The organism is Neobacillus sp. WH10 (assembly GCF_030123405.1).
In the GTDB taxonomy this organism is placed as follows: Bacteria; Bacillota; Bacilli; order Bacillales; family Cytobacillaceae; genus Neobacillus.
Map to the genome: position 1 here is coordinate 5022983 of NZ_CP126110.1, position 21204 is coordinate 5044186.

The 21204-nt window shown below is 35.1% G+C and carries 19 protein-coding genes and 1 pseudogene; 7 read left to right on the forward strand and 13 right to left on the reverse strand.

Annotated features, from left to right (window positions below):
- Nucleotides 1–18 precede the first annotated feature (18 nt).
- Entirely contained in the window at nucleotides 19–867 is an 849-nt protein-coding gene (locus QNH20_RS24250) for an NAD-dependent epimerase/dehydratase family protein (RefSeq protein ID WP_283920488.1), read from the reverse strand.
- A gap of 106 nt (nucleotides 868–973) precedes the next feature.
- On the opposite strand from QNH20_RS24250, the gene QNH20_RS24255 reads away from it, so the two are divergent.
- Nucleotides 974–2323 (forward strand): aminotransferase-like domain-containing protein, encoded by a 1350-nt coding sequence (locus tag QNH20_RS24255; protein ID WP_283920489.1) that lies wholly within the window; start codon nucleotides 974–976, stop codon nucleotides 2321–2323.
- 295 nt (nucleotides 2324–2618) lie between these two features.
- On the opposite strand, the gene QNH20_RS24260 is transcribed toward QNH20_RS24255, so the two are convergent.
- Complete coding sequence (locus tag QNH20_RS24260) at nucleotides 2619–3749, reverse strand: MFS transporter (protein ID WP_283923496.1); 1131 nt, start codon at nucleotides 3747–3749, stop codon at nucleotides 2619–2621.
- A gap of 310 nt (nucleotides 3750–4059) precedes the next feature.
- Nucleotides 4060–4686: an FMN-dependent NADH-azoreductase gene (locus QNH20_RS24265; protein ID WP_283920490.1), complete on the reverse strand. Its 627-nt coding sequence runs from the start codon at nucleotides 4684–4686 to the stop codon at nucleotides 4060–4062.
- A 170-nt stretch (nucleotides 4687–4856) separates the two neighbouring features.
- Here QNH20_RS24265 and QNH20_RS24270 point away from each other — a divergent pair.
- Nucleotides 4857–5281 (forward strand): annotated as a pseudogene (locus tag QNH20_RS24270) (MarR family winged helix-turn-helix transcriptional regulator).
- Nucleotides 5282–5609: 328 nt separating this feature from the next.
- On the forward strand, nucleotides 5610–6860 hold the full coding sequence (locus QNH20_RS24275; protein WP_283920491.1) for an MDR family MFS transporter: 1251 nt from the start codon (nucleotides 5610–5612) through the stop codon (nucleotides 6858–6860).
- 284 nt (nucleotides 6861–7144) lie between these two features.
- Here the strand turns inward: QNH20_RS24275 and QNH20_RS24280 are convergent, their stop codons facing one another.
- The 10 genes from QNH20_RS24280 to QNH20_RS24325 form a co-directional block, all read right to left on the reverse strand.
- Nucleotides 7145–7459 (reverse strand): YciI family protein, encoded by a 315-nt coding sequence (locus QNH20_RS24280; RefSeq protein ID WP_283920492.1) that lies wholly within the window; start codon nucleotides 7457–7459, stop codon nucleotides 7145–7147.
- A 16-nt stretch (nucleotides 7460–7475) separates the two neighbouring features.
- Complete coding sequence (locus tag QNH20_RS24285) at nucleotides 7476–7811, reverse strand: MarR family winged helix-turn-helix transcriptional regulator (protein ID WP_283920493.1); 336 nt, start codon at nucleotides 7809–7811, stop codon at nucleotides 7476–7478.
- A gap of 521 nt (nucleotides 7812–8332) precedes the next feature.
- Nucleotides 8333–9418, reverse strand: coding sequence for a PrsW family glutamic-type intramembrane protease (locus QNH20_RS24290; protein ID WP_283920494.1), 1086 nt, complete (start codon nucleotides 9416–9418; stop codon nucleotides 8333–8335).
- 306 nt (nucleotides 9419–9724) lie between these two features.
- The gene (locus QNH20_RS24295; protein WP_283920495.1) at nucleotides 9725–10018 is read right to left on the reverse strand and encodes a hypothetical protein; all 294 of its coding nucleotides are present in this window, start codon (nucleotides 10016–10018) and stop codon (nucleotides 9725–9727) included.
- A 293-nt stretch (nucleotides 10019–10311) separates the two neighbouring features.
- Entirely contained in the window at nucleotides 10312–10731 is a 420-nt protein-coding gene (locus QNH20_RS24300; protein ID WP_283920496.1) for a GNAT family N-acetyltransferase, read from the reverse strand.
- 1489 nt (nucleotides 10732–12220) lie between these two features.
- A complete protein-coding gene (locus tag QNH20_RS24305; RefSeq protein ID WP_283920497.1) occupies nucleotides 12221–12427 on the reverse strand; it encodes a cysteine-rich CWC family protein in 207 nt (68 codons plus the stop codon).
- 191 nt (nucleotides 12428–12618) lie between these two features.
- Nucleotides 12619–13386 carry a MerR family transcriptional regulator gene (locus QNH20_RS24310; protein ID WP_283920498.1) on the reverse strand — a complete coding sequence of 256 codons (768 nt, stop codon included), beginning with the start codon at nucleotides 13384–13386 and terminating at the stop codon, nucleotides 12619–12621.
- A 257-nt stretch (nucleotides 13387–13643) separates the two neighbouring features.
- Complete coding sequence (locus QNH20_RS24315) at nucleotides 13644–13877, reverse strand: nucleotidyltransferase domain-containing protein (protein ID WP_283920499.1); 234 nt, start codon at nucleotides 13875–13877, stop codon at nucleotides 13644–13646.
- A gap of 41 nt (nucleotides 13878–13918) precedes the next feature.
- Nucleotides 13919–14299 (reverse strand): DMT family transporter, encoded by a 381-nt coding sequence (locus QNH20_RS24320; protein ID WP_283920500.1) that lies wholly within the window; start codon nucleotides 14297–14299, stop codon nucleotides 13919–13921.
- Between the two features lie 1194 nt (nucleotides 14300–15493).
- A complete protein-coding gene (locus QNH20_RS24325; protein ID WP_283920501.1) occupies nucleotides 15494–16087 on the reverse strand; it encodes a dienelactone hydrolase family protein in 594 nt (197 codons plus the stop codon).
- Nucleotides 16088–16633: 546 nt separating this feature from the next.
- Between QNH20_RS24325 and QNH20_RS24330 the strand changes: the two genes are divergently transcribed.
- The 4 genes from QNH20_RS24330 to QNH20_RS24345 all read left to right on the forward strand — a co-directional run bounded on the left by QNH20_RS24330 (nucleotide 16634) and on the right by QNH20_RS24345 (nucleotide 21041).
- Entirely contained in the window at nucleotides 16634–17317 is a 684-nt protein-coding gene (locus tag QNH20_RS24330; protein ID WP_283920502.1) for a helix-turn-helix transcriptional regulator, read from the forward strand.
- Between the two features lie 48 nt (nucleotides 17318–17365).
- Nucleotides 17366–17698 (forward strand): DUF1904 family protein, encoded by a 333-nt coding sequence (locus QNH20_RS24335; protein WP_283920503.1) that lies wholly within the window; start codon nucleotides 17366–17368, stop codon nucleotides 17696–17698.
- Between the two features lie 307 nt (nucleotides 17699–18005).
- Nucleotides 18006–18803 carry a tyrosine-protein phosphatase gene (locus tag QNH20_RS24340; protein ID WP_283920504.1) on the forward strand — a complete coding sequence of 266 codons (798 nt, stop codon included), beginning with the start codon at nucleotides 18006–18008 and terminating at the stop codon, nucleotides 18801–18803.
- Nucleotides 18804–20084: 1281 nt separating this feature from the next.
- The gene (locus QNH20_RS24345) at nucleotides 20085–21041 is read left to right on the forward strand and encodes an LCP family protein (RefSeq protein ID WP_283920505.1); all 957 of its coding nucleotides are present in this window, start codon (nucleotides 20085–20087) and stop codon (nucleotides 21039–21041) included.
- Nucleotides 21042–21204: the final 163 nt, after the last annotated feature.

The window sequence follows — 21204 nt, forward strand, 5'->3', positions numbered from 1 at the left end:
CTTGAATGTATTTTTTCATCACTCAACGAAAAATCCATCTCTCCAAGAAGGGTATTGCAACTTCCATCCTTGTATTCTTTTTGCCTTTTGATTCGATGCCCCTCTTTCCCATGGTAGTTTTCGATGTAAATAATTTGGATTTGGTGCATGTAACTGTTTTACATAACAAGATGCCCAATCATTTCCTTTTACTGGCGTATCATCGACAATATTATAAATCCCTTCTTTCCAACCTATTGCTTGAACTGTTGCATTCACCGCATCTTTAACATGAATAAACGATAATACACCATTCGTTACATTCATTTCACCCTTCATAAATTGCTTTGCAATTATGCCGTCTTTACCATACCAAGTTCCTGGACCGTACAGTGTACCATATCTTAAAATAACTGAATTCGGGATTTCTTGTATCGTATTTTCCAAAGCGATAATACCATCAATGGTAATTCTTCTTTTGTCAGTTGAATGAATATCTAAAGGGTCTTCTTCTGTTGCAATCGTTTCGCCGGGCTCATATGCCCAGGCAATACTTTGCGCAATAACTCGTTTTACGTTCAGTTCCTTTACCGCATCAATAACATGTCGTGTTCCAATTGAACGTACCTTGGCATTCTCCAATATACTTCCATTACTGAGTGCAGTAACTTGATGTATCACGAAATCTGGCTGAAAATCTTGAAATGCTGCTTGTACCTGAGCTTTTTCCAATACATTCCCCACGTAAGCTGTTGCCCCTAATGACTGTAACGATGCAACTTTTTCCTTACTCGTTGTCATCCCTCCAACTTCATATCCTTTTTCTATTAAAGCCGGTATAAGGTTTGTTCCAATCACACCTGTTGCTCCTGTAACAAAAATTTTCAAATTGATCCCTTCCTTCCGCTGTACTTTAATCGACTTCATTGTAGAACGGACCGGTATCGGATACAATGACAATAAACATCATCTGTACCGGTAAAGGGGTATGTAAATGCTGAAATATCAACGAATTATAGCTGATTTAATTCAAGAGATGGAACGAGGTTTTTTAACAGAAGGATCGAAATTACCCTCTATACGAGAGTTGAAAAATCGATACATGTGTAGTAGAGAAACAGTGTTAAAAGCGTTAAATGAATTAAAATATCAGCACCGGATTTTTTCAGTTCCTAAAAGTGGCTTTTATGTATTGTCTGCATCTAATCATCGAGCTGCTGAAAAAACGACCATGATTGATTTTGCTGCTGCTACACCCTCAGAGTCGATGTTTCCCTATACAGATTTTCAACATTGTTTAAACCAAGCCATTGAGATTCAGCAAAGCGGGCTCTTTTCTTATGGCATGACTGTAAATGGACTGCCTTCCTTAATTCATGAAGTTAAAAAGATGCTTGTACAGTACCAAGTGTTTTCAAAAGATGAAAAAATTGTGATTACAACAGGTACACAACAAGCGCTCTATATATTAACCCAAATTCTTTTTCCAAATGAGGGGGATACGATTCTAATTGAACAACCAACATATCACCTTTTTAATCGATTAGTTGAAACAACAGGTGTAAAATGCATCGGTATTAAGCGGGATGCAAATGGGATTGATTTAAACCGGCTGGAAACCATTTTTGCAACTAATCATATTAAATTTTTCTACACGATTCCACGATTTCATAATCCCCTTGGAACTTCTTATAGTAAAAAGGAGAAACTAGCCATTTTAGCTTTGGCAAAAAAATATAATGTTTACATTGTAGAGGATGATTATTTAGCAGATTTTGAACAGGATCAAAAGGCAGATCCGTTATTTGCTTATGATTTATATGATCATGTCATTTATTTAAAGAGTTTTTCCAAAATTATTTTCCCTGGATTACGAATTGGGGTAGTGGTACTTCCTGACAATATTCTAAGCAATTTTTTAGCACTAAAACGTGTGATTGATTATGATACAAGTCTTATTACACAGGGAGCATTGGAACTTTACTTAAAAAGTCGGATGTTTACTTCGCATAGTACGCTTCTTGCAAAAAGGTATGCCAAAAAAGCTATGCTATTACATCTAGAATTTGAAAGACAGGTAAAGGAGTGTTCAATTAGCATTGACTATAAACGACCAATTTCTCTCGATACAAAACTACATTTTACTTTGCCTCAAAATATCAATCTAACTGAATTGATTCAACAGTTGAATGCTGAAAATGTGCTGCTGAGGAGTATTAATGAAAACTATTTATCAAATTCTTATAAAGAAAATATTATTAAAATAGATGTAAGAAATACAAATAAATCCCTTATTCCAACTGGAATTCAAACTATATTTCAAGTACTTGATCAAATGGTTTAGCAAGTGTGCTACTTAGGGTAGTACCACATGCCCATCAAACTATGATTAAGTAAAAATCCGTTCAACTAGTTTTTTACTGTTTTCTAAAGAATTGATATGAACTATTTAAAAATCTGCATACCAAATGAACTCTATTTCTCTAGCTAACTGTTCCAAAGGTTGTGGTGACATTAGTTGTTGAAATTCTTGAGAAAACAATTGTAGTTCATCAGAAATCGATAAGTTTATATCAAAAACACTATCCTTTCTGTATATTTCTACAAAAAGAATAGCGCTTTTTCCATAATTTAAAAAGTTATTTTAATGTCTTTTTTACAAACAAAATAAAAATTAACAGACTAACAAACCCAGATACAGCACAAACAATGAATAGCATTTGATATCCCATGAGCTGTGAAACAAATCCTAGAATCATAGAGCCTAAACCAATCCCTAAATCAAAAGCAGTAAAAAATGTAGCATTCGCTACACCTCTTTTCTCTGGTGGAGCTAATCGTATAGTTGCTACTTGAAGAGCCGGTTGTGCTGATCCAAATCCAATTCCATATAAAATAGCTGTAATAACTAGTCCAACAAGCCCTTTTGTCATTGTTAGGACTAATAGCGCAGCAATCAGTGTAAAAAGCGCAGGAACAATAATGACTCCTTCTCCATGTTTATCAGATATCTTCCCTGCAAGCGGTCTAATTATTGTAAGCGTGACAGCATAAACTAAGAAAAAAGTACCAGCATTAACTTGAATGTCTGCCGCAAACAGTGGTAAAAATGTTGTAATGCCACCAAAAGTTAGGGACAGGAAAAATGTAACAATAGCTATCGGTAAGACTGTTCTTTCAAAAAATGATATTGGTTTTTTTGATGTATTTTGAACTGCTGGAATTTTTGTACCAAGTGCAAGTATAAATGCAATAATTGCTAATGCTGTGCATAGAAGAAATAGATAGTGAAATGAAAATGATTTTGCTACCCAAAGACCTAATATTGGTCCTAAAGCCATGCCTAAAGTCATTGCAAGTCCATACCATCCCATTCCTTCTCCACGACGAGATTGTGGAATCACATCAGTCACAGCCGTTCCTATCGAAGTTGTAGCAATTGCCCAGCCGATTCCATGGAGGATACGTAATACCACTAAAAATATAACTCCTGTTACCCAATCATAAAAATACATTGTAATTGCAAAAAATAGTAGTCCGCTTATTATAAATACTCGGCGACCATATCGATCCATTAATCCTCCAATAATAGGACGAAAAATTACTGCTGATATAGTAAACACTCCAATAATAAATCCAACTTGAGATTCACTTCCACCTAATTGTTTAATAAACATAGGTAGTGTTGGCATTAGTAAATAAAAACCACTAAATAGTAATAATGCTGTCATTGTCAGCATTATATAGTTTTTTGTCCATAAACGTTCCATTGTAATGTAATCCTGCTTTCTATCGTTTAATAATTTGAGAATGGAAAGCTCGCATAAAGTGCAACTTCCATCTGTGGTTTTTTTCATCCACCACTGATGGTTAGTTGACCCATCGGGCTTTTACAGGCAGTTATTCCCCACCTATCTTCTTCGGATTCCTCACAATCTTGAGGTGGAGGTCTTAATGCCCGTTAATGCGGGATCATTTGGGTCCTTACTGCCCAAAAGTAGCGAGATAAGCGCATAAAAAAGCAGTACCACCGCTTAAAAGTGTTGGTACTGCCATATTAAGTGACAAGTGTTTTGTTAATTAGAACGTACTTGCTACTTTAACAGCTTTTTCAAGGCCATCTGCAATAATTTCTTCTGCTTTATCAGGGAATTGGTTGTGACCTTCAATGACTACTGTCTTTATATCTTTCACACCGAAGAAGCCCAACATACTTACTACATATTTAACGGCCATTTCTAATCCAGCTGCTGGTCCTTTAGAATATACACCGCCACTTGCATTTAATAATGCAATTTTCTTATCTTCAATAAGACCTACTGGACCTTCAGGCGTATATTTAAATGTTTTGCCCGCGCGGTTTAAGTAATCAATATATGTGTGTAGTACTGCTGGGATTGTTAAATTCCATAACGGGAAAGCAAATACAACTTTATCCGCTGCAAGGAATTGATCTAAATATTTATCAGCAACAGCTACTGCTTGTACTTCCTTTGCTGTTAAATCAAGTCCTCTGCTAGCTTTAAATGTGCCGTTAATCATATCTACTCCAACATATGGCAATTCTTCATTGTATAAATCAAGCTCTACCACTGTATCATTTGGATGTGATTCTTTGTAGCTTGCTAAAAAAGCCTCATATAATTTCACACTAACCGCCTGATCTGCTGGACGATTGTTTGCTTTTACAAATAAAACTGTTGTCATTCTCTTTTCCTCCTGTTGTTCACTCTTACGTTGTTATATATTTTCTCACTAAAAAGGTCATCCCATTGTAGTTGTAAAAATATAGTCAACTTAATTGACTATATTCAAGATAGTACAATAAGGTTTAAATATAGTCAACCTAATTTACTTTATTCGAAGAGGTTGAATACATGAATAATCAGTTATTTAGTGAATTGGACCTTGCAGCACTTTTGTCATTATCCTTTAGTGCATTAATTAATGAACTACATGACAGATTGAGTGAGCTGGGATATGGAGATATTAGACCTGCACATGGTTTTATGTTTAAACGTATCATTCCTAATGGAGCAACAGGTATAGAATTAGCTGAACACTTAGGAATTACATAGCAAGCGATGAGTAAAATGGTGGATTATCTTGAGAAAAGTGGTTATGTAATACGCAAAACTCATCCACTGATAAGAGAGGGAAAATAATTGTACTGACCGAACGTGGTTGGTTAGTTATGAAAACAAAAGAGGAGATAATAGCTGAGATAGAACAGCGTTGGATTGACAACATAAGTGCCAAACGAATGCAAATGCTCAAAGAGGATTTAACAAAATTAGTTTAAGAAGCAAATGAAGGTAAATTATCATTGAAGTTAAAACCTGTCTGGTAAATATCGAGTTTAATAAAGGGACTAACCGGGCCGATTAAGCCAATCCGCAAAAAAGAAGACAAGGTTCCATAGCAAAAAAGACGCTTCCGATGAGAGCGTCTTTATCATTTTAGAACAAGCGTTCTTTTTATGGGACATTTAAACTAAACGGGTCTATACTCGACCTTCATATTATTAGAATAAACTATTCGCAATTATAAGTCTATAATTTTTCAAAAAAATGTTTTATATTTTGTATACCTGGCCGGGGAACTTGCGTAGTGAAATAAGGGGGAATCTTATGCAAATACGTTTATGGGATAACAATTTGAAAGTCCGGTTAATTGGAGAAGGATTGTTTAATATGCTGTTTTGGATGTACTTTCCGTTTATAACGGTATATTTTAGTGAGGCATTAGGTAATCGTATTGCAGGCATATTGATGACAGTCCCTCCGATCTTCAGCATGATCGGTAGTTTGCTCGGTGGAGCGTTAACGGATAAGTTAGGACGACGGCCAGTGATGCTGCTGGGTGCTTCGCTTCAGACAGTGATGTTTGTTATGTTTGCGGTGTCGCCGTCTCCATGGATTGATTACATCGCCTTTATAGGGATTGGAATTGGGGGAGCCATCTACCGGCCTGCAAGCTCCGTGATGGTGGCTGACCTGGTTCCGGCACAAAACCTTCGCGAGGTCTTCGCCACCTTTACGACGGCGAATAACATTGGTGCCGTGCTTGGACCCGCACTTGGAGGGATTTTCTTTTTCCATTACCGGCAAGAGTTGTTATGGATCTGTGCATTGGTTTTGTTAGTGTATTTTATCGCCATTTATTTCATGGTTCATGAAACATTACCGAATTCGGCGAAAAGCGAGAAAGGTTCCATTATGATAACTCGTGTATTTAAGGAACAGTGGAAGGGATATGGGATAATTTTTCGCGATAAAGTGTTCCTCGTGTATATTTTGGCAGGTATCTGCTCCCTGATCCCGATTATGCAGCTGGACCTCTATTTGCCAGTATTCGTGATCAATCATGTACCTTCACAGGCTCTGTTCACATGGAATGGTGCTTCGCTAATGCTATCCAGTAAGGAGATTTTTGGGTGGCTCGTAGGATTTAATGGTCTGTTGTTTGTCCTGTTTATTCTCCCTGTTACGAAATGGTTCGGCAAAATGAAAGAGCGCAATGTCTTCATTCTCTCATCGCTGCTTTCCGGATTTGGCACATTCTTTGTTGGACTAAACACGAATATCTGGTACTTGTTTTTCATCACCATCATTTTCACCTTTGGTGAGATGGTCCGCTCGCCGGTAACACAGAGCTTTATCAGCCGCTATGCCCCGGAGCATGCAAGAGGACAGTACATGGGAGCCGACAGCCTGCAGTACACAATCGGGAAATTTTTAGCGCCATTGTTGGTATTCCTGTCCAGCTGGGTGCCGCCGATGGGAATATTCAGTATCATTTTGCTGTTTGCGTTCATCAGCATCGTGTTATACATTCAGTTATTTAGAATGTATGTGGAGCAGCCGGCGGCAGCAGATTGATGAAATCTTAAGTGCTGCCGGATTCCTGATTCCAATAAAAAAGCTCGGCGGTAGCTTGCAGTCCAGGATGAAAGGAGGCCATGCTATCGACCGAGTTATTTTTGTAATTATTGGCATATGGAGAAGATGCACCTTTTATTTCCATGATGGTTTCACTGGTTGTGTTTTGGGCTAGGCATTGCAGGGTGGGAATATATGAATGATTGGGCTGTTCCTTGCCGAAGCAGCTGACGGATCTTCAAATCTTGCACCCGATAATTGAAAAGCATTGGTTCTACTAAAGTTTACTTTTGGTTCAAATATGTAAGTACATCATCTATCAGGAAATTATTTTCTAAAGTAGCTTCTTCGACCTCTACTATGTTTCTATCAATGTAGTAGTCTACTTTTGAAAATGGGTCACTTTCTACATATTCCTTAGCTTTATCATAAGTTGGAGCATTAACAATCATAAGAGCTGTTCCATTTACACAAGGCCCGCAAAATGGCAAAACACCTGATTCCTTCAGCTTCCTTAAGTATGCAATATGCTCCATGATTAGTTCTTTGGTCATTAACTCCCTTTGTTTATTTGAAAGATGGACTACAAATTTCTTCATAGAATTGTCCCCCCCTTTATAGGTTTCTATTTATGCTTTGAACTGAATCCTTTATTTTTTCTAAATCTCCATTAAGTAAATGATCTAGTTGTTTATCAATTTCTTGAAGACTAAACAGTGCTATATCTAAAATATCCTTTCCTTTTTGAGTTAGGTGAACTTCCATTGATCTCCTTTCTTTCCCAGGTAAACGATTAATAATTTCATCTCTTTCCATTCTTCCAAGTAGATTGCTTACAGTTGCTCGTTCTAGTTCTATTTTTTCGGCAATTAGAGATAAAGTTGAAGGTCCAAATTCTTTTATCACTTCCATAACATAGACGTAAGATGTGTTTAGACCTAATGTTTCCAAGTGTTGTTCATACCTTTTATGAACTTTCTTACGAGCCTGGCTTAATTGAAATGCTAAACAGTTGATTGTTATAATATTATCCCTCATAGTTAGTATACTAACATTTAGCACACTAACTGTGAATAAAATTTTTTCCTTTCCTTACCTTTCTTCAACTATTCTGTTTGATCAATAAGAAAAAATGGGTGCCGTCATAGACTAACCTTCTTGAATTTAAGCACCCGATACTTGAAGAAGAAAATGGCGATCATTCTTATTGAATAATCGCACTCGCTAGCCATCCATGAAGAGGAAAAATCAGCACTTCTCCACAGAAAATGAAAATAGGGTTTATGTGTCCATAGTGAAATGAGTATAGCTTGGAGCTACAAAAAAGGAAAAATGGAAGCGCCAAGTTGGCTACTGCCATGTTTAGTTCTTTTACTGTCTAATTTTCATAGTTGTTAAAGAAAGGAATACTCCAAGACGGGTCCCTAGCATTAGATCTCAATAGTACAGTATATTTCCGTATACATTAACTATCATGTAGGCTCAAATGGATAATTGTTCAACCGCCACTTCTTATTGGCTATTTCCTTTAAGCCTGCACGTATCATTCGAAAAACCATAATCCATGATAAGGCCATCAGAATGATTTGTCCGATTGGAAAAATACCTGGTAAAGGTGTGTCCCATAAAGCATGCATTAAAACGACAAGAATAAAAATACGGACAAATTTTGGCTTTAACAACATGTTCAGCTCAAATTTCTTGTTTCCTTGCACCATGCAAAAGGCGGCCCCTGTTATAGCGGCCCAAGCGACATGTCCGCCGGGAGCTAAAATACTGCGTAACAGGATGGTAGAATATAGGCTGGGGAAACTTCCGGATAGAAGAGCCCTTAGTGCATAACCAGCAGTTTCAAAAGCTGCAAAACCTGCCCCTACCGCAGCCCCCAACAGAAGTCCGTTAAGTACATACCGGTATTTTATGTTTCGTACGAAATAGATAACGGTTATAACTTTAGCCAGTTCTTCAACAATTCCAATCGTTATTGGATTTATGTTATGTTTTAGAATATCATAAAACACCAGCGCCACTAACATCGAGAGGATTCCGCCGATAAATACCACATAAATGATTTTATAAATAGCAATATTCTGAGGAGCATTCATCTCCCAAAAGAATATCAACGTCGTGATAGGAACAGCAAAAGCACCAACGATGATAAGACCCGGTATAAAGTTTATATTTCTGAACAAGCTTACACCCACGTACAATCCTAAGAATGCAATAAGTGCAATAAGAAATATTCTCGCAAAAAGCCAAGGTTTCGGCCATGTTTCCTTTACTTCCTCAATTCTAGGTGTTGTTAGCGCAGTTCCTACGATGAAAAGCCGTTCAGCCTCAAGTTCACTATGCTTTCGGAACACCCGAGAGAATATATTTTGAAATTTAGGCACAACCGAACGTTCATGCCTCGGAACCATATCGACATAATTGGCAAACTCATAAAAGAGGCTGTTAGATTCTTGATGAGTGTTTTCTCCCCCAAAAAATGTAAAGCCGCAATTTATACAGAACTTTCCCCCATCCTGATTTACATAATCACATTCCGGGCATTTCATTTAGTATCCCCCTCTTTATGTACAAATCTTCCTAAAAAGAATGAAATAAAATTGTTTAACAATTTACCTTTTTACTTTCCCCTTTATACAATTGTTATATTATCTTTTTGGTTAAAAAAAGACTAAAACATATTCAATATGATTTGAATATAAAAAGAGCATTAAAAAAGCTAATCGACCAATTTGATCGATTAGCTCTAATATTTTTTTAAATCCCTCATTTTAGAATCTTTTTATGTCGGACCAATTATCTTCTCTCCCCCTTCTAAATGAAGCAGGATTATTTTGCATTTAGGAATAAAAAGACTATTTATTGGTAAATGGATTTTTATTAGGAATTAATTCTTTTGCAAACTCTGTTAATCCAGCCATATTCGGTCTTTGGGCATTTTTCCCCATGGGGAAAATATTCGTTAAGTATTGACCAGGATTCTGCATCTTTCCGTTTTGATTTCTTGTTAATCCATAAACAGCTGCACTAACTCCCAGACCTAAAACAGACGCCCACATTATTCCATTATTGTTTTTTCTTCTGCCAAACATATTTAAAAAAGTTTGTCTTCTTCCCATATTAAAAAGCGCTGTTATCCAGTTATTCAAATTTAAGCACTTCCCTTATTAAAATTCAGAAAGCAAAATTTTCACTTTCTAAACTTTATTTTTTACTTTTAGGTTTTCATTATGCTGGAATTATCTGTGTAGGAATGATAGTAGTTCTAATACTCTGGTGGGTCTTTTTACCAAAATATTATGAATAGGATAAAGAAAAAATAAAATAAGGGAAGGATCATTTTCAATTTGTTAGAAGTATGGAACTGCCTAATTCTAATAAAAGAATTTGTACATATTTATTCTTCCATGGAAAAATTTTATTTTCATGATAGTGAAATATCTTATGTTGATTTAAAATAAATTATTTCAGGGTCTCCTTCGTCTAAATTTTCAATATATCCACTTTGTGTAAATCCATTTGCTTTAAATACTTCCTGCATCCTTTTATTTGATTGATTGGTTGAAGAAAAAATTTTCTTAGTTGGTGATATGTTTACAAAATGCTCTATAAGTGATGTTGCATATCCTTTTCGTCTTTCAGTTGGTTTCACTATTATCAAGGAAATAAAGCTACATTCAAAGAAATGAGTAACAAAAATTAAAAATCCAACAATCGAGTTCTCTTTTTTAACAACTATACATCTCTCTTCCTCTATAGCTTTTTTAATGTATTCGCGTCTGCTATTGTTACCAATTACTTCTATATCAATATCCACCAGGTCATCTAAATTTTTTAAATGAGGCTTAACCAAGAATTTCAAATTAAATACTCCTTATTTTTATTGTCTATGAAATTCGACTTGATTGGTACCAATTCCTTCTTCATCCTGCCCCCTTTACTTTAACAACAAAGCATTTCTCCATCTTGAAGAAACGCACCTTTTTTTATTACCCTTTACATAAATTTTGTTAATAAATCTACATAATGGGCTCTTTCGGAGGACAAGGAAGGGGGAAGCTTGATCCTGTCCGAATACAGGCCTCATTCGGACATGGCAAGGGGGAAAATGAATGGTCCTGTCCGAATACAGGGCTCTTTCGGACAAGACAAGGCAAAAAATGCTTGATCCTGTCCGAATACAGGCCTCATTCGGACAAGGTAAGGCAAATATTGCTTGATCCTGTCCGAATGCTGGTCTTATTCAGACATGGCAAGGCAAAAAATGCTTGATCCTGTCTGAATACAGGGCTCATTCGGACAAGACAAAGGGGAAAATGAATGATCCTGTCTGAATACAAGCCTCATTCAGACAAGGCAAGGCAAAAAATGCTTGATCCTGTCCGAATACAGGCCTCATTCGGATATGGCAAGGGGGAAAATGAATGATCCTGTCCGAATACAGGCCTCATTCGGACATGGCAAGGGGGGAAAATGAATGATCCTGTCCGAATACGGGGCTCTTTCGGACATGGCAAGGGGGAAAATGAATGATCCTGTCTGAATACAGCCCTCATTCGGACATGGCAAGGGGGAAAATGAATGATCCTGTCCGAATGCAGGGCTCATTCGGACACGGCAAGGCAAATATAGCTTGATCCTGTCTGAATACAGGTCTTATTCGGGCAAGGTAAAGCAAAAATCGTTCTTATACGGTAGACAAACATGCCGTGTTACGGTACCAGCAAAAAAAGGAAGCTTTAATTTTCAGGATACAACAGGTTTTGGAGGAGAAGATTAGGATCCTGAAAGCAAGAATACCTTTATCGCCCAAGGGTTTTTAAAATAACCAAAAACACCGCTTAATCTCCCATACTGTTTGAGCAATAAGATGATATAAATATAAAGGAAGGATTGTTTTAAAAATTTTCATCCTCCTAATCTATACCAAGAACCAGATACCCTATTCCCAGTAAAGATGATATAAATACTAATCATTCCACTTCTTTACCCATTATTATAAAGTCTTTTTTCCTTACTTATATTTAAAAAAACTGCATTATTACTTCAAAAACTCAAAAAGAGGAGCTGCACTGAAGCACGCTCCTGGACTGGCTATTCCATTCAGTTAAAAAATGATGATTGCAGCATCGATCGTTCTTTATGAATTACATGCCGATAAACATGTTTCTGCTGAAAGGACCCCAGTTTGTATCATCAAAGATGATATTTAATTGGTATACGTTCCCTTCAACAGTTCAACGGTTGTTTGACTATTCTGCTTGGATAAAACGATACTTTATTATTGAAGGATCACATCCGAAGTGAACAAGCACTTTACCTTCTGGATCATTTAACGTTGGAATTGTTCACTACCTATTATTGTTTATTTTCTGATCTTCCCTATATTTATTTAAACATTCTTTACATATACAATGTTTTCTTCTACTTTCTACAGGAACTAGTTCAAAGATTTCTTTAGGAAATTCTTCTTTCTCACACCAGCAGTTGCCGTGTTCTCGATCACCTATCATACATTCGTTTTCTTTTCCACAAATAGGACAATATTTATTGGTCAATTACACTCCTCCTTAATCCTCACAATATGGGTCAAATATGACATTAAAACATATATATTTCCAGCCCTATTCTTCAACTCCCTCAGTTTAATACGATTTTCTTTATTCCTTTTTACTAAATATGGATTTATCCAACTCTTTCATCGGTTACTTTAAGTCAATTATCTCACAGGCCCAAGGAAATCCAATTTTTATTCCATTTCTGTTTGTTTCATATGATATACTATCGCTTGATTGAGCCATTTCTCCTCATTTTCTGTGAAGGGAGAAGGTGCCATATCTTCAAGTTCTCGTATATCCAGTTCTTCCATGTCAGTATCAGCTAGCTTTTGTATCAAATCCTCACCAAGAAACGCAAAAGACGATTCTAGATATGTTTTAATCATTTCTTGTACTTTTGGATCCTCTACAGGTTTACCATATAATTGTTTTACTTCCTTAGCCAATTGAATAAAAGTTTGATCTAAGGCGATTTTTTCTTCTTCGGATTTCTTTGACAACCCTTCCACTACGTCCATTTGCATGTGCCTTGCCAACCATTCTTTTTGTATATTTTCTGTTTGCATACTATGGATAAGAGTGAATAATATGGTGCTATCCAGTTCTCCTTCTTCTTTCAGTAACTTAATCACTCTCTTAACAGCAGTCATTGATTGTTCGATTCGTTCTTTTTCTTTTTCTAACGCTTTCAAATGAAGGGATAAAGTGTCAATCAAATCAACATTAAAACTCGATTCGTCTAACAATTTAGCGATTTTATCGAGGGTATACCCCAGGAACTTTAGACTTACGATTTTCTGGATGGTTAGTATATCTTGATGATTGTAAATGCGGTGGCCAGACGTTGGATGCTTTTCTGGTTGTAAAAGACCGATTTCATCATAGTAATGTAAAGTTCGAATAGATATTCCTGTCTTTTCCGAAAACTCCCCAATGGAATACTTGTTATTCTCTTTCATTAACATTCCTCCCATAAAAGTATATGTTCATTATAAAACCTCACGTAACTAGAGATTCAAGAGGTGATTTGTAAAAAGAATAAAATGTACGGCTCACATTTTTATTTCACTAAATGTTATTGCATTAAACTCCGCAAATTGAAAAAGGCGACCATTCTTATTAAAGAGTCGCACAACAAGCAAAATAATATTATCCTTTTTTGATTAACAAAGATTCCTAGATACTATTTGATGTGTTTTTTAGACTATCCAACTAGTTAATTAAGTTTATTTATTGTTACTACTTCTTCTGAATTTTTCACTACAACGAGTAAGTCAAGGTCTGAATACTTATCTCTAAAACCAGTTGAACCTGAGCCAACCAATAATAATGCTTGTACTTCATGCAAAGATTTTGTGAAGCTTTCAATCTCTGACATCATTTCTATTCGCTCATTATGTGTATACATATTTTCCCCTATTACTAATTTTTTTCTTTTTCTAGATTTCACATTGGGATATTTTCCACTCTTTTTTTCGAATGAATTCCATATTACACATCCAGTTTATGTTGTGAATTCAAATGAGTCTTTTTTTGGATCTGTTGTTTGTCACTTGATTCTTCACCTATATTGAGCAGTACGACCCCTACGATTATCAAAACAATGGCACTAACTTTCATTACTGTTAATGTTTCTTTAAAAACAAAATATCCGATAATTGCAATTGTAGCGGTGCCAATACCTGACCAGATTGCGTAAGCAATACTTACAGGTATCGTTTTTAAGGAAAAATTCAGGCATACAAATGCAAGTATATAAAATATGATCATCAATATGGAGGGTATTCCTTTGGTAAATCCATGTGATAGCTTCATAGAAACAGTTCCTATGATTTCAAATAAAATAGCCGCGGCTAAATAAAACCAAGACATTTACTTCACTTCCTCATTTAATATTCCGTTTATTACAACATCTACTATTGTTGTTACGACTTCTGGCAAGGGTTTTGCTGAATGAGTATAAAAGCAGGGATCGAAAAAATTCTGACAGATACTAACAACTATTTATTTCTTTTGACTAAATAATTATCAATCATAAATTTCACTAAAATTGTAGTGCCTATTAATAAAGATATCCCGACAAAACTAATTGTAAATCCATGCATTCCATGAGGAGTTATAGCATTTAACATGTCAGTGTCAAACAGATAACCAATAAAATAATACACAAAGTAAACAGAGAAAATTACGATTATATCCAATATCGGTATTCTATTATATTTAACATTTTTAACAAACCAGTATATTCCAATAAGAAGAAAAATCCATCCGACCCAATCCATTATGTTCTGTCACACCCACAACATTTAGTTTTGATTACCGAAGACCTAAAAAGTGATAATTATTTATTTCCTTTTTTTAATTCCAAACTCCAATGCAAACCATTCTCTTTGGTTATATGTTTTATGTTTTATATCATGCGATATTATTTCAACATGATGACCTATCTCATGGAAAAGAACATCATATAAATAAAACGAATATAATGATCTGGTATCAAACATTAATTTACAGTTTGAATTTTCCATTATCCAAGTAGCACCATGTCTTTCATAATCTAAACAAATTGATGGCTTTGGTTTATTTGCAAACTCCAAATATTTTTGTTCTGGAAAAGGAAAGAGAAAGAGGGATTTATAATAATCATGATAAGTTCCAAAACGTAATTCGCTATACCTTTTCTGTTTAAGGGAGCCGCTACAAAGAAAAATTCCTCTTAAATCTTTTAAAAACTCTAATGGAACAGAATTAATAGCCTTTTTAATGTCTCCTTCACTTATAGGATGAATAAAGCCTTTGCTTGATTTATAGGTCTTGAAAATAATTCCATTTTAGTTTTCAAATGCTTTATAGTTTTCCTTAATAATTTGGTACAATTATACGGTGAGTACTGTACAAGATTTGTAAATTTATTTTCACTCCACGCACCGCTTCTTAATCCATTTGAAATTCCTCGAATCTTACGCATTTCACCACCATCTTCTTAAGTTATATAAGAAGAAGCCATCTAATATTGCAGCGGGATCATTAACTCTTGCACACGTTAATAACAACTCAGGGAAATAATCAATGTTTCAGAAAAAAATCAAACATTCTTCTAAATGCTTCTTGTGCTGATTTTTCATTATAGTTAGGCGAGTATGGATCACTAAATCCATGTTGTCCATTAAATTTATGTATCTCGATATTCTTTTCTTCAAAGCATGAAATTAACTCGTCAACATTAAATGATTGCTCTTTTTCCGGAAAGAATAGCAATGTTGGGCATAAGGGCTCAATCCCTATATATTTCCTAATTCGTGAACCATAGTATCCGACAATGCCATCTAAACAATCCTCCTCACTACACAACCAAGCAATTGTTGCCCCAACACTAAATCCGACAATATATACTTTTTTATATTTATCTTTAATATTCATTAATACACTTTTAATTACATCGGAAGCATTCGTAAAACCTATGTTGTCCATAAAGTTACGATAAGCGAATTCCTCTTGTGAATATTCAAATGGTGTTTCTTGTTTTAATAAATTTGGACAAATGACATCAAAACCTTTATCTGATAATGTTTGACAAATATACCTCATATGCTGGTTAATTCCATAGATTTCATGAACAACAATGATTACAGTGTCAGACTTATTATGAATATTTAACAATTTATACCCCCAATTGACCTTTCCTTCTATTATACAATTAACTTCGAACTGTATGGTTACTTCTTCCACTTTTTTGGGTAGTCTGTCTTTACAAAAAAAATCCGCCTGTCACAAATTGAACAGGTGGATAAAGGGGATCAATGCAGCAAAAGGACCAACTCCTATAATTAGCAATATCATTTATAACTAGGAGTAGCGTACACATTTCTCGACAAAGCACATACTTTGGGAAAATCAGCAGTTTCATTTGCTAAAGCAGTGGTTACATTTGGAAAAAACATAGTTTATTTTACTAAACTTAACTCCATTTACGAAAACAGCTGATAACGTTTTGAAAATCACTTGTGGCACCTGGTGCATTGTTTGTTGAAATTGTGCTTTTCATCGTAATTGCCTCCTGTAATAAAAAATTATTGTGATGATTTTTTTTTACTGTAATGTATAATTATTATTACGGAAACTAGATTTTCAGAAAAAAGTCTAGTTGAATAAAAAAAAATCTTTGTTAAACTTAAAATTAACCAATGGAAAATAAAGGTGAGATGAATGACAGAAATGATGACAAAGGTCGAAAAGCTGAAACAGTATATTCCCATGGTACATTTTATTGCTAATATAATGGGGGAAAATTGTGAAGTTGTTTTACACGATGTAACGAACCCTGATCATTCTATTATTGAAATAGTGAATGGACATGTTAGCGGAAGAAAAATCAATAGTCCTATTACAGATCTTGCTTTGAAAATATTAAAAGAAGAAAGCTATAAAGATAGAGATTATATCTGTAATTATAAAAGCACCTCAAAAACGAGTAAGATGCTCCGTTCTTCCAGCTATTTTATTAAAGATGAAACTAACAAAATCATTGGCATGATTTGTGTTAACATGGATATTTCCGATGTTATCAATGCTCGTACCATTTTGGATCAATTCATCATGATTGACAATCCCAAAATTGATCCTGTCGAGCCATCAAAGCCCGCCTTTGACCCACATCTTTTTGAGAATTTTGAAGAAAATATTGAGGAACTTCTCTTATCTCTTATTAAAGGGGTTCTAGCAGAGTATGACATTCCACCTGAGCGGATGTCACCGCAAGAAAAAATAGAGGTGGTCAAAAAACTAAATGAAAAGGGAGCTTTTTTACTTAAAGGTGGAGTAAGCGAAGTTGCCAAATATTTAGACGTATCCGAAGCCACTATTTATCGATATTTAAATAAGATCAAATAATCTGTCTTGATGTTTAATAGAAACCTAAAAGATACGGAGGAATTTACTTTGCCACATATAGTGTTTCGTGGAATTAGTATTGAACAATTAAAGAGTATAAGCAAACCATTAGTAGCAGAACTTGCAAACGTTTGCGATTGCGGAACTGATAATTTTACATTAGAACTACCAAACTCTACATTTGTGTTTAACGGGGAAGAAACACCTGCGTTTCCTCTTATTGAGGTAAAATGGTTCGAGCGCGGCCAGGAAATTCGTGATCAATTTGCGCAATTACTTACGAAATATTTAATAGAGTTTAAACTTCCTGAAGTAGAGGTTGTGTTTACCGTTTTCTCAGAAACAGCCTATTATATTAATGGGAAGCATTGTGGGAATTAACGTGGTTAATAACTAATTATAAAGTAAAAGCGTTTCTTATTTAAGAACGCTTTTTTTAGTAGCACAAATGCTGAACTTCATACTACCATCCCATGCCCATTAAGCTAAGATTTTGGAGTACCTTCAAAATTTAATTAAAATTGTAATCGAGTAGAGTTCGCATATACGTTTTTTTACAAGATTAATAGTTTCATTTGTACAATTTATTCTACTCGTATACAGCTTGTGGTGAAAAAGAGAATGTTATTATTCAATCTCTCCAACAAGCAGCTATTCCTAATTTTAAATAGAAGAGGTGTTTATTTTAATGGAAAATACAACAGCAAATCGTTATGCGACATATCCTACAAACCGAATAGTTCCTTTTATTGGGGCTAATAACTTTCGTGACATGGGCGGCTATAAAACATCCGATGGCCGTACAGTAAAGTTTGGACTTTTCTTCCGTTCAGACGAATTAACACGTTTGACAGATGAAGATATGAATTTCTTCCAAACATTAAACATTAAATACGTTTTTGATTACCGCGATGAGTCGGAAGCGCTAAAGAAACCCGACCCTATACTTTCAAATATGACATACGAACGGATCCCAACATTTGAGCAAAACAATCAATTTGGCACGATAGAAGAAATGGCCAGAAGTGATTTCTTCAAAAATCTTACCTTAAATACTATGTCAGAGCTGTATTCCAAAATGCCACTCAACAATCCATCTTACAAACGATTGATGGAAATTATCCAAGACCCAAATAATTTGGGATTATTACATCATTGTGCCGCTGGAAAGGACCGTACGGGCGTTGGTGCTGCTCTTATTTTATCTGCGCTTGGGGTTCCGAAAGAAACTGTTATGGAAGATTATTTATTGACAAATGAAACGATGAAAGAATATAACGAAAAGGTCTTGAAGCAAATTTCAGCGCATTTTGATGACAAAGGTCTTCAAATCATGGAACATCTGCTTGGAGCAAAGGAAGAGTTTTTAGAGGGCGTATTCCAGACTATTACAAATACGTATGGAAACATTGATACGTACTTTGCCCATGAGTTCGGTTTAACAAAGGAAAAACGGCAGGTATTACAAAGCTTTTGTCTTGAATAGGATTTCTATATGAAATCTCATGAGATTTTTATTGGAAAGGAACTGGATATTTCCGGTTCCTTTAAGCATTGAGGATTGCCACGTTAGTAATAAAGCGTTTCTGCTAATGACAGAGAAGCTGTCGACCTCGATAAAAATGTTTTGTACCATTTCCATTATCACTTAAAACTCGGATAATTTATAAATTCGCTCCAGCCTTCTCCTTGCAAAAAATATTCCGGGAAAATTTTTCTTCTTGTTCCGTTGCAAATACAGATTCTCTAATTGGTTTATCGTTATCATTATTTTGGCCTGCTTCTAAAACAAACACTACTAGCTAAATATTCTGTCGATGTTTGGAATTGATTAGATTAAGTTCCTTTTTAACGAATCATCTAGTGTCTTAATCAAGTTAATAATAAATTTTTTCATTTAATCCAATTGAAACCTGCATTCAGACAAGATCTTGCTTTTTTCTCTTTCTCTTGTCCGAATGAAACCTCCTTTCAGACAGGATTTTGCTTTTTTTGCCTTGCCCTGTCCGAATGAGACCCGCATTCAGACAAGATCTTGCTTTTTTTGCCTTGCCCTGTCCGAATAAGACCCGCATTCAGACAGGATCTTGCTTTTTTTGCCTTGCCCTGTCCGAATGAGACTTCCTTTCAGACAGGATCTTGCTTTTTTTGTCCTTCCTTGTCCGAATAAGACCCGCATTCAGACAGGATCTTGCTTTTTTCTCTTTCTCTTGTCCGAATAAGACCCGCATTCAGACAGGATCTTGCTTTTTTCTCTTTCTCTTGTCCGAATGAGACTTCCTTTCAGACAGGATCTTGCTTTTTTTGCCTTACCATGTCCGAATAAGACCTCCTTTCAGACAGGATCTTGCTTTTTTTTCCCTTTCCTTTGTCCGAATAAGATCCGTATTCAGACAGAATCTAGCTCCAAAATTACAGAAGTTTATTTTCAAATTGTTATCATTATTGACCTTATTAGTTTTGAAGATTCTTATCTAAATATACCGTTGTTTATTCAACAACAAAAATCAGAAAATATTTATGCAATGCCAATGACACTACCATATCTCAAAATTTACCTTGTGTTAATTCCATGCATCTTTCACACAATATTTTTAACTGCAATCTAAGAAGGAAAGCTTTATCTTACACATAGGCTGAAATTAGGATAAATTGAAGGGAATAATTTTATTAAACCAATATTGAAGTTCTCTCGAAACGGATTGAGTATTTTATCTTTCACAAAATCAAAAAAAATGAACCTACATACAATAGGATGTGATAAAAGTTGAAAAAAAAATTGTTCATTTCTTTGATTTCCTTATCAATATTATCCTCTTGCAGCACTTACCAAGAAACGGATAGCAAACAAAAAGAAAAAAATATTTCTGTACTATTAAGTAAAATGAAAGATGAAAGTAAAAAGAAAGCTAAAATCCCATTCAATGGAGTAAAAGAAGTAAATGGAAAAATAAATGTACTTATTGTAGGGATTGATTCTCGTGGAGAAAATAAATCCCGCTCCGATGCTATTATGATTGCACAATACAATCCTAAAGATAAAAAAGGAAAGATTGTTTCCATTATGCGTGACTCTTACTTAGAGATTCCCGGCAAAGACCAGCACTTTAATAAAATTAATAACGCTTATTACCTAGGTGGTCCTGAATTATTACGCCAAACCATTAAACATAATTTTGATATTGATGTTAAACACTTTATCGCTATCGACTTTAAAGGATTTGTGAAGGTGGTTGATATTGTTGCTCCAGAAGGAGTTGAAGTGCATGTTGATCAAAAAATCATTGATGACATGGGTCTTGATGTAAAACCCGGTCTACAAAAACTCCATGGTAAAGACTTATTAGCATATGCTCGCTTCCGACATGATACCTTAAGTGATTTTGGCAGAGTCCAAAGACAACAAGAAGTCCTTTCCGCATTGAAAAATGAATTTATGAATCAAATAAGTTCCGTTAACGGTGTAGTTAAATTGCCAACAATCGGAGAAAAATTAATGCATTATGTAGATACAGATATGGATTTTAAAACATTTGTATCTCTTTGTGGCACTGTATTATTTAGCCAAGTGAAAGATGTTGAAACAATGCGTATTCCTGTTCATATGGGCTATTCCGATATAAAGTACCCTCATGCTGGACAAGTGCTTCAATTAGACATAGCAAAAAACAAAGAAGCGATGAAAGAGTTTCTTGTGGATAAACCGACACCAGTAACCAATTAAAACAGACAACATTATGAGAGAAGCAAAATATTGGTTTCTCTCTTTTCTTTAAGCAATAATTTCTTTTTCTTACGAATAATTAACGATGCAATCAATGCAGATATGATAACTTTTATAAATTAATGTACTATAAAAGGGTAGTTCTTTGAGGAACTACCACTAG